This is a genomic window from Mucilaginibacter aquatilis, from assembly GCF_009755275.1.
Classification (GTDB): domain Bacteria; phylum Bacteroidota; class Bacteroidia; order Sphingobacteriales; family Sphingobacteriaceae; genus Mucilaginibacter; species Mucilaginibacter aquatilis.
In genome coordinates, this window is the sequence record NZ_WQLA01000002.1 from 641078 (window position 1) to 655868 (window position 14791).

Sequence of the window (14791 nt, forward strand, 5' to 3'; positions counted from 1 at the left end):
TTTTAAAAGGATAGTTAAAATATTTCACAACCTGCTGTGCAGTTACTACTGCATTATTTATGCAAGCTTTTTACTTGAACGGAATATGTAGAATGTTGAATGAGTAAGGTTTAAGCTCAAGCGTTACTGTTTTACCTTTCACGTTTACACGTTCATCAACCGGGCTTACTTTTGTAGCGGCGTCAAAAGAGTTAACTGCTTTTAAATCATTGCTCATTGATGTAACAATAGCGGTAGCCCCCAGCTTTTTGCCACTTTTAATTTGCAAGTTTTGAGCTTTTGCTTTGTTTGAAGCATTAACCATCTTGATGATAAGCTCATTTTTATTCTGGTCTATTACAGCTGACGCATATAAACTATCCTGACCGGCAATTACTTTGTTTGCCTGCTTAATGTCGACCACATTGGTGCCTTTATTAAGCGAGTACAATTTTTGAACATAGTAATCGGGCGTACCGTATATGCTGGTATTGTCCACCCAAATCATATCGGGCGACCACTGCCATCCATCAGTATGAGCAAATAGCGGTGCATATGAAGCCATGTTAACAACACTTGCATTGCGCTCAAGGCCGGTTAAAAATGCTGCCTCGGCAAGGGCTGCGCGCCAGTTGTTGATGTTTGGTCCGTTTGGTTCATTTTTGGTGTGAGCAGCATACTCTCCGGCAAAAACCTTTGATCCGTTCTTATCATAGCTGTCATAACGGGCAGCATTGCTAAAAAACCATTCCGGCGAGCGATAGTAATGCTCGTCAACAAAATCAGCTTTATTTTTACGGTGAGCATTGTTAAGCAGGTCAAAACGTGCCCCATCTGGATCAGTACCCGAACTGTTAATTAGCTTTATGGCCGGATACTTTTCTTTCATAGCCTTGGTAAAAATGGCCAGGCGTTCTAAATATTGAGGCCCCCAGTTTTCGTTACCAATACCCATCATTTTGAGGTTAAATGGTGCCGGGTGACCCATGTCAGCACGTTTTTTACCCCATGTAGAAGTTATCGGGCCATTTGCAAACTCAACCAAATCCAATGCATCCTGTACGTAAGGGCCCAACTGATCTAATGGTACAAGCTCGGCAGTATTAAACTGGCAAGCCATGCCACAATTTAATATAGGAAGTGGTTCGGCGCCAATATCTTCGCACATTTGAAAATACTCAAAAAAGCCCAGACCAAAAGATTGAAAATAATCGGGTGCCGGTTTGTGTTTAAATTCGGTGTTCCAGCGGTTCATAATCAGCTCCCGCTCTTCAATGGGGCCAATTGTTTTTTTCCACTGGTAACGGTTTGCCAGGTCACGACCTTCCACAATACATCCACCCGGAAAGCGTACAAAACCTGGTTTCATATCGGCCAGCATCTGTACCATATCGGCACGCAAACCACCGGGGCGTTGCTTCCAGGTATCAGCCGGGAAAAGCGATATCATATCAAGATCAATACTTCCGCTTCCTTCAAACCAAATTTGAAATTTTCCTTTTTTAACATCAGTGTTGGCGGTAAAACCGGTAGTTTGTTTATGCCATGTAGTTCCGCTTTGTTCCGGGTTAAGCATGCCGCTTCCTACTGCTTTGCCGTTTTCATCAAGTAGCTGCAAGTGCATTTTAAGGCCTTTGGATGCCTGGCGATACATTACCGAAAAGTTATAACGCAAACCTTTTTTTATGCCTATTCCTCTAAATCCTTCATTAGTAAGGGTTGCATCTGTTGGTGCATCAGCATCTTTTAAATTTACCCTTAAATAGCGCGGGTTGTTTTCTGCAGCTTCCTGCCTGTTAAGCACAAGTACATCGCCTTCGTTTATTTTTTTGCCTTTTACCGCCCAGCCCATTAACGGCGTGGTAAATTCAAACGAGCGGTTTTTAATAAGTTCGGCATATAGGCCTCCGTCAGCACCAAGGTTTATATCTTCGAAAAATACGCCCCACATAGTTGGCTGTATTTTGGCCGTTAACTTATCGGCGTTAATAACTACGGGCTGACTTTTTTGAGCAACGGCATTTAAAGAGAGCACAGAAGCGCAGCAAGCGGCAAGAAATTTAATTCTCATAAATTGTCAAGTTTACAATTAAAAAGGTGTGCGTCACAAACTCAGCCCTGAGGGCTAATTTTTTTCACAAAAAATTGCTTATGGAGTTTAGATAGCAGATTTATAATCTGCGGTTAATTTAAGTAAATTTTGAAACTTACCAAGCAGGCAATTGAACGTTTGTACGCAGGTACAAGAGGAGAGGTGTTAAAGTGCTGGAAGTATATCACAAGCAGCCGTAAGTGCAGTTGCTTGTGATATGAATATTAATATTTTACAATTTTGACCGGCCCTATCAGTCCTGACGGCATAGGTGTCCAGTTACTGGCGTCAAATGACTTGTAGTTGATATTTACAAAGTTAATTTCGTGGTATTTACGCCACTCCATCTTGTTTTGATCCATGTAGCGGATGCGGTTGGCCATCAGGTTATCAACCTCAATTTTAATTGTATTTACACCAGTTTTAAGGTAGCTGCCAACCCGGACTTTAAACGGAATGCTCCATAAAATGCCCACCTCTTTATCGTTTATCCAAACGCGGGCGCTTTCATCAACCTGGCCTAAATCTAGCACGTACTGGCCTGTGATTTTAGCTGCAACATTGAACGTACTGGTATATACTCCCGTGCCCGAAAAGTTGACTGCATCAGTGTCACCTAAATCGGTCCATGATTTGACCTTGTCCAGCTTTTTAGCAGCTGGCACAATCGGGCCACCTTGGGTAAATTGCAGTGTCCATGGGTTTTTTAGTTCTATTTCACCAGTCGCTTTTTCTAAATAGGACCACTTAGATATGCCTGTTTTAGGTTGAGTACTGGCAAATAAAATCATGGCCTCGCCCGATTGTAGTTGCACCCTTACATTTGTTTTGCCATTCGCTGCAGCCGAAGATGCCAAGCCATAAGCACTGCTTTGTGGATCCATCATCATAACACTCGAAAAAGTACCATTCAGCGGAATGCGGGTATCAATTGCTTTAGCGGTATGGTTAACCAGATAATAGTATTTATTACCGCCAACATTGCGGCGTATAAACTGCAAGCCACTTTCTACCAGTTTTTCGGCCGGAATATTAGCGTAAGCAAGTGCATTACCTAAGTTATCTGCCAGTAACACCTTACCAGCGCCAACATTTGCCTGTTTTACACCACTGCCGGCACTGATGAATTTCAGGGCAGCCAAAATTTGCTTTTGCTGAGCGCGGCGTTCATCTACTTTGGCCAGGCCGGGTACATCTTCAGGTAACTTCTGGAATATAACGGTTGCACCTTGCTGTGCCAGCTTTAATATGCTTTGCAGGGTTTCATTAGGCATCATGGTACACTCGGGCACTACCAGCGTTTTGTACAACGCATTGGCGCTTGTTTTAACGCCCACCTGGCTGCCCGCGCTTTTCATTAAGGCTAGGTCTGAAGCAAAATCAATGCTGTATCCTTGCTTTTGCAGTTTAACGGCGTTTTTATAAAACGCGGTTGGAATAAGCCACTCGTTAATATCATGTATTGCCATGGGCATGTCTAGTCCTTTGGGGTGGTTCCAGGCATCATATATGGGCCAGTACATCAAGATTTCATTGTCGGCCTTGCCAGCTTGTAGTACCGATTGAACGCGGGTTATGTAGCCGTTAAGCCCGGGGGCATGGCTCCACAAGCTGTTATCAGGCACCATGTTCATTGAGGCGTAAAACAGCCATCCTGGAAACTTAATGTCATCAGGCGAATAAGTTGTGCCATGATAAAACACATGATTTACACCCGACAGAAAAATCTGTTCAACCTCAGGTTTGCACTGTGAATATGATGTTTTAAAATGTTCAGTAAGCCAGGTAAAGGTTTCGCTTGATATAAGCGGTTTGCCGTTAACATGCCCTGCCGATGAAGCAAATTTCAACATGATGGGGTTTGGGTCAACATTTCGTACATCCGCACTATCGCGGCGTAAACCCGGTATAGGAAATTTGCTCGAGCCGAAGGTTTCGCACTCTGGTATATCAACGGTACCGTACAAATCAAGCAAGTTACCCGGCGATCCGTGTGACTGGTTTTTGGTAATGCTTTTGAGGCCATGTGCCCAGTTGGTCCAGTTTTGAGTAAAGTTATGCAACAGCATGTTACTCATGGTTTCGCGGTAATCACTTTTTACGCGGCCAACCGTTTCGTTTTCCTCTTTGCTGTTTAGCTCGCGGATATGCATGCGCAAGTCATAGCCATGATCTTTTTTAAAAACATCAAATAACTCGGGCGACCAGCTTGCACCGTAAACCTCATAGCTATCATTAAAGTAAGCACGCACTTTAGGTTGGCGGCCTTTGTAGGCATTGGTAAAGCGGGCTAAGTAAACATCAGTTGCCGACTTTGATAAATGATTTAAAGTAAAACCCTCGCCGCCCGGAGCTGCGCGTTTTACTTTTTGCAGAGTTTTGCCCGCAAATGCAGCAAAAACTTCTGTTTTTGAAGTAACAGGCTGCATATTTAAGTTGCCCGCTGCATCTACCTTACTCATTAAATCGGTGGCGTTACCTTTTTCGTCATAAGCTACCAAAGCCTGTAAAACGGCTATGCCCTGCTGCTTTACATCGTTAACACGTATAGCTTCTTTTACAATTTCGCCGGGGTTTAGCTTATACGTTTGTATAATGAGTTTGGTGGCAGCATCGGCCGTTTTAATTTGTGGGCCGCCAAAAGGCCAGCCCGTGCCTGTGTTCATATCAACGCCCATACCTAGCGTTGCAGCTGTGCCGGCAGTATAGTTGAGCATATCCATCCACTTGGGCGACAGGAAGTCAATATACCGGCCTTCATAACCAATAGCACCGTATATAGGAGTTACTTCAACACCACCAAAACCGGCCTGCTGATATTTTTTAAGCAGCATGCCTATATTTTTTTGGTCTACCGCATTACCCATCCACCACCAGCGAGTCCAGGGGCGGGTTTGGGCTGTTACTTTAGGCCAAATCAACGGTTGTTTGGTCTGTCCTGCTGCGGCAGTTGCTGCCATGCAAAACGCACTTATAAACAAAAATTTCTTTGCTAACATATATTGTAAAATGAGCGTTAGTCTAAGTGAAAGACTTTAGTAAGCGGCGTACTTACCGGCGAATTATCGGGGTTTGTATCCATAATATCGGCCATGTAAGCCCACCATTTCTGTACAATTTCGGTGCTGCCCAAATCCTGTGATGATTGTCCTGATTGTATTTGGACGCCAAACAACGTATTGGTTTCTTCGTCCAAAAAAATGGTGTAATCACTTATGCCATTAGCCTTAAGCAAGGCCGATAACTCAGGCCATATTTCATCATGGCGTTTTTTATATTCATCTTTGAAGCCTGGCTTCAACTTCATTTTAAAGGCTACTTTATGCATGGTTTCTTCTTCCATAATTAACACACGTCATTGCGAGTGATAATAAATGCTTTTCAAGTGATAATTTATTGGTTTAAAAAGCACTCTAACTGTCGTTCAAATGACAACAATATTAACTTTTAACTTCATTTGGGCGTTTCCCTCCGGGTCGGGCTATCCGCTGCAAGTCCTCGTTTCGCTACGGTGCTCTCCGGGCTTTTTGCTACTATCCCTAACGCAAGCTTCGGCTTGGTTGTGAAACAAAAAATTAAAACAATTCATCCTTAACCGGGCGCGTAAAGTTTTGCTTGCCTTTACCTTCCTGCTCAAGCTGGCCAAAATAGAAGTATAAGGTGCGCCTAGTTGTGCCGTTGATATGGTTAGGCTCACTGTTAGGACCTAGTTTTGATGTATTCCCATCAATATTTAAAGCCAATTTTGTACCTAACGGCGGTATAGCATCAAGGAAAGATAAGTTACCTGATGGCAAAGCCGGAAACGGTTTAACGCCCGATAGGCCATAAAAGTCGAACAAACGAACATACAAATCGGGCTCCTTGGCGGCAATCATAAACTTGCCTTGTACGGTGTTAAGTTCCATCCAGGTAATGTTGGTAAAGTAGCCTTTAAACTCGGGGAATATCCATGGCGCACTACCTGTTTGCGTATTGTTATAGGTATTGCTCCATACATCGTCAACCACCCCTTGCAAACGGTTTTTCCATACGCGGTATGGGCCGCGGCCCAGCCATTTTGCACCTAAAACATAATTTTCAGGATAGTTGAATGTTATACCTGCGTAAGGGTAGTTTCCTTTTAGCTCGTATTCATAATCAAGGCTAACCCAACCGCTGTTAAATATTTTCCAGCGGGCATATTTTAGGTCGCCTGTGTAGCTTACTTCAACCAGTTCGCCATCATTCTCCTGGCGGTGCTTAATATCTTTAAACGCAGAGGAGCCACTTACCAGCATGGGGCCTCCGCTAAATAGGAAGGGATCGCCACTGTTATTGGTCATGGTTACAATTTGTCCGTTCTTTTTATTAAAGGTTATGCCCATTGAGCCGGCCTTTAACAAAAGTGTAGAATCGGTTTCGGTAACTTTTACCTGGTCTTTGCCGGCAAAGCTTATAACGTTATTCAGTAAGCGCTCATTGTTATTTTTCCACACCCAGCGGTAAACAAGGTCTTTATGCGGATCATAAGCTGATAAGGTAAGTGCATCGTAGCTTTTCCAATCGGCCGGAAGGTTAATTTGCACATTTCCTGACGCCAGTGGCGCTACTGATGGGCTTAGCGCAACGCCTTTCTTTTTCACGGTGTAGCCGCCGTTCTGGTCATTGGGTTTACGGTAATCAATCAGCTCCCAGTTAAATGTACACTGGCTTAAGTTGGTAAAATGGAAACGGTTTTCAACAGGTATACTGCCCGAAAAATTCGCAGGAAGATCTTTAAGCGTTATATGCACGGGAGAAAATATCTCGCGCATGGCGTAAAAGCTTCCTTCCCTTTCGCGATGAGGGCCAACTACACCATCGGGTGCGTTAACACCGTTTACGTCAATAATTCCATTTTGATCAGTGCGTACTATGCCTTCATCAACCAATGCCCATATAAAGCCCCCGCCCGAGCGTTTTGACTTCCAGTGCAAATCCCAAAAATCGGCTAAACCTGTTGCTGCACCACCATCATCCTGCGCATGCAAAAATTCGGTTGGCATGTAAATATTACTATCGGCCAGTATGTTCTTAGTGCTGTAATAGTCCTCATAGTGGTTACAGTCAATACCGTTAAATGCATTACCCGGACGATGATGCGGATGAATAACCGGACGTTTAGAAAAATCGTATTGAGTAAAGTACTGATCGAGTTCCTTGTTGGTACCGCCCTCGTTACCGTTGTCCCAAAAGATGATAGAAGGGTGGTTAAGGTCGCGTATCACCATTTCTTTAACCAGCTTTTTACCAGCAGCTGTGCTGTATGCTTTTTGCCAGCCGGCTAGTTCATCAAGCACATACAGGCCTAACGAATCGCATATTTCAAGAAACTTTTTATCGGGCGGATAATGAGACATGCGCACGGCGTTCATGTTCATTTCCTTCATAATCTTAACGTCTTGCAGCTGAATATCATCATTAAGCGTACGTCCGGTTTCGGGCCACCAGCTATGGCGGTTTATGCCCTTCATTTTAATGTTTACACCATTAAGGTAAATGCCATCACCTTTACGTATCTCAATGGTGCGGAAGCCAAATTTTTCAGAGTGCTGGTGAATGATTTTGCCTGCCGATTTCAATGCTATATTAACCTTGTAAAGGTTAGGTGTTTCTGAATTCCACAACAGCGGGTTCGAAACAGTGGTAGCTATAGAGACTACAGAATCGGCCGGTTTAACAGTTCCTGAAACCGACTTCACAACCTTCCCTTTAGCATCACTTATTTGCGCCACCCATTGCAGGTTTTGTTTAATGTGTTCCGGGTAAACCTGCATTTTAAAATCGCCGTTAGCTTTAGCATCAACAGCAATGCGGTTAATGTGCTGCTTAGGATAAGCGGCTAAATAAACCGGGCGAAATATGCCGCCAAAAACCCAGTAGTCGGCCAAACGCTCGGCATTATTTACGGATGCATCTGCGCTCATTTTACTTACCCGCGCTTCGAGCAGGTTATTGGTGCCATATTTAAGTTTATTGGTAACATCATACTTAAATTCATAAAATGCCCCCTGGTGTTTTTCGCCCGCTGCTTTGCCGTTTATTTTTACCTCGGTATCGGTCATTGAGCCTTCAAACACAATATAAACGTCCATATTTTTCCAGGCCTGTGGCACCTGGAAGTTCAGTTTATAGATGCCTTGCTCATCAGCAAATCTGAAGTTTTTGCCATACGTTTTATAATCGCGGCCATAGTTGTAGCTGCCAAACCCTTGTTGTTCCCAGCATGAAGGCACCGCAATTTTGGTCCAGTAGCCGCTTTTGCGCCCACCGGTACAATAAAAGTCCCACATGGTATTGGTGCGGTTATCTTTACCCGAAAGGTATTTTACTTGTCTGCCTTGCGCATAAGCGTCAGATACCTGCAAACTTGCTGTAGCCAGCAGTATTACCAATGCTGTTTTAAAACGTGAAAATAATGCAGGGTAATTGTTTAATGTCATAAATAGTAACAGGTTACACATTAACAACCGGATGATTATACTTTATTGGCAGTAGTTGTATTTCACAATTTGGCATTACATTACAGTAATTGCACATTGAACAATTGCTACGGCTAAAAGCTAATTACGGTTAGTTAACTAAGATTTTATTGGTTTTGTGGCACAATGTACTTACTCATGCATTTACATCTATCCTGAACCATCATGTAATTTGTGTAATTATTCTGTATCATTTTAGCATAAAGCGTAATTTGTCTGCCTCAATATTGCCACGCAATTTCACACCAATTATTAATGAAACGTATAAATTTATTTGCTGTAAAAGCAGTCATGCTCATGAGCATAGGTTCGGGCGCTGTGGCTCAGAAAGCTAACAACGTTTATCGCAGCAGCGATACTACATTTAAGTCGGTAGGTAACCCGGTTATTACCCATAAATATACCGCCGATCCGGCTGCATTGGTTTATAAGGATAAGGTATACCTTTATACCGGTCATGATGTAGCACCCAAAGACCAGGCACGATATGTAATGCATGATTGGGCCGTGTTTTCAACCAGCGATATGAAGACCTGGACCGAGCACGCCGTGCCGCTTAAGGCATCTGACTTTGCCTGGGCCAAAGGTGATGCCTGGGCTGGGCAGGTAATTGAGCGCAACGGTAAATTTTATTGGTATGTGGCTATCACGCATGGCAGTATACATGGAAAGGCTATTGGTGTAGCTGTAGCCGATAATCCTTTAGGGCCGTTTAAGGATGCTAGAGGATCAGCCATTGTTACAAACGACATGACCACCGAAGCTAAAATTAGTTGGGACGACATTGACCCAACTGTTTTTATTGATGATGACGGCCAAGCCTACCTAATGTGGGGTAACACAACCTGCCACTACGCCAAACTAAAAGCAAACATGACGGAGCTAAACGGACCTATTCTTAAGGTAGAAGGTTTGCCCAAGTTTACCGAGGCTCCGTGGCTGCATAAGCGTAAAGGCTGGTATTACCTCTCATACGCAACCGAGTTTCCCGAAAAAATTGCATACGCCATGAGTAAAAGTATTAAGGGTCCATGGCAGTATAAAGGCATTATTAATGAGATAGCCGGTAATTCAAATACCAATCATCAGGCTATTATTACCTTCAAGGGCAAAGACTATTTTATTTACCATAACGGCGCGTTAACACCCGATCATGGTAGTTTTCACCGATCGGTTTGTATTGATAACCTGTATTACAATGCCGACGGAACAATCAAGAGAGTAGTTATGACAACTGAGGGCGTAAACTGATAGCTAACAATAAAGGGCGAATTATTCGCCCTTTATTGTTATGATTTATGACAACAACTTATCGGGCGTTATTGGTAACTCCCTTATGCGTTTGCCGGTAGCATTGTAAACCGCATTTGCAACTGCGGCACTCATGCCTATTAGGGCAATTTCGCCCATGCCTTTTGCTCCCATTGGGTTAACACGGTAATCGGGCTTGTTTACAAAAAGAGCATCAATTTGCGGAATATCGGCACTTATTGGCACATGATAATCGGCGTAGTTATTATTAACATAGCGGCCATACCTGTGATCCATAATACCCTCTTCCATTAATGCCATGCCTATACCTCCAATAGCCCCGCCAATAATTTGGCTGCGTGCGGTTTTCGGACTCACAATGTGGCCTGAATCGGCCACCGACACAACATTATCTACACGCACAACGCCCGTTTTAGGATGTACCTTCACCTTAACAAAGTGTACCGAGTAGGAGTAGCTTGAAAAGTTACGCATTTCGGTACTGCCCGATGATGTTACGGTAACCTCCAGTTGTGGCAGGTTCTTTTCTTTTAACACCTTTACATAGTCTGGCTTATCAGTACCTCCGTTGCCAATTAGCTGCTGAAACTTTTCCTTCAGTTGCGTGCAGGCATCATGTACAGCTCCGCCCACAGTTGAGGTTATAGTTGAGCCACCTTGCGTTGGTGACGGCGGTAGCGATGAATCGCCCAGCTCAAATTTAATTTTTTTAACGGGTATGCCTGTAAATATTTCTGAAGCAATTTGAGTCATGGCAGTGCCTGTTCCCACGCCAATATCGGTAACTGAGGTTTGAATAAGCAGTGTGCCATTATCAAGCAAGGCTGCTTTAACGGTTGCCCGTCCTCGGCCGGCGCCAAATACACCAGTACCCATGCCATATCCTATTAGCCAGCCATCTTCAGTTAATGTACCCGGTTTTAGTTTGCGTTTGCTCCATCCAATTTTATCGGCTCCCATTTCATAAGCTTCTTTCAGGTTTTTGCTGCTGAAAGGTTTGCCGTTTTCAGGGTCGGTATCGGCATGGTTGCGTATACGTAACTCAATAGGGTCAATGCCAAGTTTATCGGCCAGTTCATCCATGGCCGATTCAAGTGCAAAGGCACCCGTTGCCTCACCCGGTCCACGCATCCAGGTGGGGGTATTTACATCAAGCGGGGTAATTTTGTAGACTGTACCAACGCTTGGACAGGCGTACATAAAACGTGTCATGTTTACAGTGCCCTCGGTAAACTCTTCAAAGCTTGATGTTTGAGCGGTTGCCTCATGTATTATGCCGGTAAGCTTACCATCGGCTGATGCACCCATGCTTACCTTTTGCCAGGTGTATGGGCGGTAGCCTACCGTATTAAATTGTAACTCGCGGGTTAAAACCGTTTTTACCGGCCGTTTAACCAATTTTGCCGCTTGCACCGTAGCAATTTCATGAGGCCAGGTACGCAGGGCATTACCAAACGCGCCACCTACAAACTTGGTAGTTACCTGTACGTTTTCAACTGGTAGCTTAAAAGCTTGCGCTATTGCATTCTGGGTCGATTTTACTCCCTGTGTTTTTGCGTATACGGTTACCTTATCATCGGCTGTCCAATGGGCAAGTGTTACACTCAGTTCCATAGGGTTATGCACGTTTATGGGCACAACATATTCCTGCTCCACCTTAACCGCTGCTGCTTTCCAGTCATCAGGAGTGCCGCGCTTATAGTCGCCTCCGTTGCGTCCACCTTTTGGCGCAGCTGCTTTAAATTTATTCTTCTCTGTGTCGGTTTCGTGCTGTTGCTTATTGTATTGTGCCTTAATAAGAGACGCTGCATAGGTTGCCCTTTCAAAGCTGTCGGCCACTACCATGGCTATAGGCTGGCCATTGTATTTTACCGAGTTGTCAACAAAAAACTTAAGCGGGCCGCCGGTAGTGGGTGGCTTACTCGGATCTTTTCCTGCTTCATAGCCTGGTACTTTGGGTGCATTTAAATGGGTAAGCACCGCAAGTACGCCCGGGGCGCGTTCGGCGGCTTTGGTGTCAATAGAAGTAATTGTTCCTTTAGTAATGTTGCTAATGGCAAATACCGCATAGGTCATGCCCGGCAACTCATATTCGGCAGAATATTTTGCAGCACCGGTAACTTTCATTATGCCATCTACCCGGTTAATACCCTCGGTAAATGGGGGAGTATGTTGAGCTTGTTGTTTCATGGTGATTGTAGGTAATTGGCTTACTAACTTAATTTGGCAGCGTTACTTAAGGCTTCAATAATACTTGCCGGTGCCATTTTCAATTTAAAGTCGTTATGGCCAAAACTTTTAGCGCCTTGCATAGCCAGGCTGGCAGCCTCTTCAAAATTAGCAACCGTAGCAGGCTTGCCCTTCAAAAACTGTTCGGCAGCTTTTAATCTCCATGGTTTATGTGCAACACCTCCCATAGCCAGGCGAGCTTCATTGATATTGCCTCCCCGTATATCTAAACCCACGGCTACCGAAATAAGTGCGAAAGCGTACGATGAGCGGTCGCGCACTTTAAGGTAGTAACTGTTTTTTGCAAAATTGTTATGAGGTATAATAACCCGGGTAATTAATTCACCCGTAGCTAATGTGTTGTCAAGTTGCGGGGTTTCGCCCGGCAGGCGATGAAACTCTGTAAACGGAATATAGCGGGTTCCTTTCTTACTTTTTACCTCAACAGATGCATCTAGCGCTGCTAAGGCAACGCACATGTCACTTGGATGCACGGCAATGCATTTTTCGCTGGTGCCAAAAATGGCATGCATGCGGTTAATGCCCTCCATAGCACCACAACCCGAATTGGGTTCGCGCTTGTTGCAAGGCATGGCGGTATCATAAAAATAAGTGCAACGGGTGCGTTGCATCATATTGCCACCAACGGTTGCCATATTGCGTAATTGCGGCGATGCACCGGCATTCAAGGCCATGGATAGCAGCGGAAAACTTTCTTTAATGATTTTGTTTTCGGCTACGGCGCTGTTAAGCTCTAAGGCTCCGACGGACACCGTCATAACATTGCCTTTGTTTTGGCTAATGCCTCTTAAAGGCAGTTTTTGAATGTCAACCAATTTATCGGGCGAGGTTACGCCACGTTTCATTAAATCAATAAGGTTACTGCCACCGGCCAAAATTTTGGTTCCTGGTTTGGTAATAGCGTCTAACACGCTCTGCTGTGTGGCCGGGCGTATGTACTGAAACTGTTTCATACCTGCTGCCCTCCGTTCTTCACTTCCTGTATGGCGTTAACTATATTGGGGTAAGCGCCGCAACGGCATATGTTACCGCTCATGTACTCGCGTATCTCAGTTTCAGAATCGGCATGACCTTCGCGTATACAAGCCACCGCCGACATAATTTGTCCCGGCGTGCAGTAACCGCACTGAAAGCCATCGTGCTTAATAAAAGCTTCCTGCATGGGGTGCAACTCATCGCCCTTAGCCAAACCCTCAATGGTGGTTACCTTTTTACCATCAACCGTCATGGCAAGGGTAAGGCACGAGTTTACACGCTGCCCGTCAACATGTACGGTGCATGCACCACACTGACCATAGTCACAACCTTTTTTGGTGCCGGTAAGATGAAGTTGCTCGCGAAGTAAATCAAGTAGTGTTACTCGTGGTTCGATGGAAAGCTTGTGAGCCTTTCCGTTAACGGTGATATTGACAGGCATTTTCTCAAATGCTGCAGCAACTTTTTCATCGAGGTGATTTTCTGCAGCCTTTACGGCCACACCCGGCGTTAAAGCTACAGCAGTAAGCAGCGAGGATTTCTTTAGAAAATCACGCCTTGCATTTTCTTTCGGCTCATGATTTTCATCAGCCTGAAAGCCTTTGTCGAGGTCTTTCATAGGTAAATTGGATTGTATATACCAAGCTACCTGTTTTTTTAAAAAAGGTGTGTATTTAATGCTTATTTATACCAATTCCAAAAAGCATGAAAGGTGTTGGATTGAACTCTACAGCAGCGAAATGTTTTGCAAGTTTCCGCTGTCCTTCAGTTTCTTTAAACCCGATGTTTGCAGGGCAACCTTTAAGGCCTGGGCATGGCGCGGATGATGCATATCGCTTGATATAAAATCAATAAGTCCGGCATCAACCAGTGCATCGGCTGCAGCTTTAACTTCTTTGCCGTAATAGCCGGTAAGGCTAATGGTATTAAGCTGAATGCGGCATCCCCAGTTACGCATCATTTCAACTTCTTCAATGGTTAAGTAAGGGTAGCGCTCTGGGTGGGCAAGTATAGGTGTTAAGCCTTTATCAGTTATTTTTTGTACGGTGTTAATTAAATTAGGCGGTTTAGCCGTAAAAGCCAGTTCAAATAAAACGTACTTGTCTTTTATAAGCATTAATGAATCTGTTTCAATAAGCTTTAAAAAGTATTCATCAAAGTAGTGTTCGGCAGCGGCCTCAACTGTAATATCAATATTTTCATTTCGAAGATGATTATTCAGTTTTATAAGTGCATCATTAATGGTTTGTGCATTGTTTCTAAAATAATCGGCCATGATGTGTGGTGTGGCAATTATTTTTTTAATGCCTAAAGCCATCATTTCCTTAATGAGTACAACTGAATCCTCTACAGTTTGCGCACCATCATCAATGCCGGGTAAAACGTGCGAGTGCATGTCTACCGAAACAAAGTCGTAATCAAAGTCTGCTTTAGCGGCCTGAGGGGCTTTCTTTTTAAATAATCCGAACATATTGCTTATTGCTGAGCTGTACAAAGATAGGGAATTTAAAGGCCTTAATGTTTTTGGCGGTTAAATCACATCCCGCAGCTTCAAATTTAAAACACTTAGTACGTATTGATGTTTTAACACACAACCTGAATTATAACCGCAAGCAATAAAGGTTAAAATTGCCTTTTGATTACTGAAAATGTAACCAATGATTAATCTCTTAAAGGTTGTGTTAAAGTATTAAAAGGGAACATTTAATTGTAATATATT

The 14791-nt window shown here is 43.9% G+C and carries 9 protein-coding genes; 1 reads left to right on the top strand and 8 read right to left on the bottom strand.

What is annotated here, in order from left to right; translation table 11 throughout:
* Nucleotides 1-70 precede the first annotated feature (70 nt).
* The 4 genes from GO816_RS07270 to GO816_RS07285 all read right to left on the bottom strand — a co-directional run bounded on the left by GO816_RS07270 (nt 71) and on the right by GO816_RS07285 (nt 8535).
* Nucleotides 71-2050 carry an alpha-L-arabinofuranosidase C-terminal domain-containing protein gene (locus GO816_RS07270; RefSeq protein WP_157540684.1) on the bottom strand — a complete coding sequence of 660 codons (1980 nt, stop codon included), beginning with the start codon at nt 2048-2050 and terminating at the stop codon, nt 71-73.
* A 245-nt stretch (nt 2051-2295) separates the two neighbouring features.
* On the bottom strand, nt 2296-5031 hold the full coding sequence (locus tag GO816_RS07275) for a glycosyl hydrolase (protein ID WP_232336509.1): 2736 nt from the start codon (nt 5029-5031) through the stop codon (nt 2296-2298).
* Between the two features lie 56 nt (nt 5032-5087).
* Nucleotides 5088-5414, bottom strand: coding sequence for an L-rhamnose mutarotase (rhaM, locus tag GO816_RS07280; protein ID WP_232336510.1), 327 nt, complete (start codon nt 5412-5414; stop codon nt 5088-5090).
* A gap of 232 nt (nt 5415-5646) precedes the next feature.
* Nucleotides 5647-8535 (bottom strand): glycoside hydrolase family 2 protein, encoded by a 2889-nt coding sequence (locus GO816_RS07285; protein ID WP_157540686.1) that lies wholly within the window; start codon nt 8533-8535, stop codon nt 5647-5649.
* 294 nt (nt 8536-8829) lie between these two features.
* Here GO816_RS07285 and GO816_RS07290 point away from each other — a divergent pair, with 294 nt between their 5' ends.
* Nucleotides 8830-9825 carry a glycoside hydrolase family 43 protein gene (locus GO816_RS07290; RefSeq protein ID WP_232336511.1) on the top strand — a complete coding sequence of 332 codons (996 nt, stop codon included), beginning with the start codon at nt 8830-8832 and terminating at the stop codon, nt 9823-9825.
* Between the two features lie 45 nt (nt 9826-9870).
* Here GO816_RS07290 and GO816_RS07295 read toward each other — a convergent pair whose 3' ends face one another.
* The 4 genes from GO816_RS07295 to GO816_RS07310 form a co-directional block, all read right to left on the bottom strand.
* A complete protein-coding gene (locus GO816_RS07295) occupies nt 9871-12036 on the bottom strand; it encodes a xanthine dehydrogenase family protein molybdopterin-binding subunit (protein ID WP_157540687.1) in 2166 nt (721 codons plus the stop codon).
* A 23-nt stretch (nt 12037-12059) separates the two neighbouring features.
* Nucleotides 12060-13049, bottom strand: a complete 990-nt coding sequence (locus GO816_RS07300; RefSeq protein ID WP_157540688.1) for an FAD binding domain-containing protein — start codon at nt 13047-13049, stop codon at nt 12060-12062.
* Complete coding sequence (locus GO816_RS07305) at nt 13046-13690, bottom strand: (2Fe-2S)-binding protein (RefSeq protein WP_157540689.1); 645 nt, start codon at nt 13688-13690, stop codon at nt 13046-13048. Before GO816_RS07305 ends, GO816_RS07300 begins: the two co-directional genes overlap by 4 nt.
* A 108-nt stretch (nt 13691-13798) precedes the next feature.
* A complete protein-coding gene (locus GO816_RS07310) occupies nt 13799-14542 on the bottom strand; it encodes a tyrosine-protein phosphatase (RefSeq protein WP_157540690.1) in 744 nt (247 codons plus the stop codon).
* Nucleotides 14543-14791: the final 249 nt, after the last annotated feature.

Coding starts and splice junctions, on each gene's coding strand:
- GO816_RS07270 (WP_157540684.1), bottom strand. CDS start 2,050: ATGAGAATTAAATTTCTTGCCGCTTGCTGCGCTTCTGTGCTCTCTTTA.
- GO816_RS07275 (WP_232336509.1), bottom strand. CDS start 5,031: ATGGCAGCAACTGCCGCAGCAGGACAGACCAAACAACCGTTGATTTGG.
- rhaM (WP_232336510.1), bottom strand. CDS start 5,414: ATGGAAGAAGAAACCATGCATAAAGTAGCCTTTAAAATGAAGTTGAAG.
- GO816_RS07285 (WP_157540686.1), bottom strand. CDS start 8,535: ATGACATTAAACAATTACCCTGCATTATTTTCACGTTTTAAAACAGCA.
- GO816_RS07290 (WP_232336511.1), top strand. CDS start 8,830: ATGAAACGTATAAATTTATTTGCTGTAAAAGCAGTCATGCTCATGAGC.
- GO816_RS07295 (WP_157540687.1), bottom strand. CDS start 12,036: ATGAAACAACAAGCTCAACATACTCCCCCATTTACCGAGGGTATTAAC.
- GO816_RS07300 (WP_157540688.1), bottom strand. CDS start 13,049: ATGAAACAGTTTCAGTACATACGCCCGGCCACACAGCAGAGCGTGTTA.
- GO816_RS07305 (WP_157540689.1), bottom strand. CDS start 13,690: ATGAAAGACCTCGACAAAGGCTTTCAGGCTGATGAAAATCATGAGCCG.
- GO816_RS07310 (WP_157540690.1), bottom strand. CDS start 14,542: ATGTTCGGATTATTTAAAAAGAAAGCCCCTCAGGCCGCTAAAGCAGAC.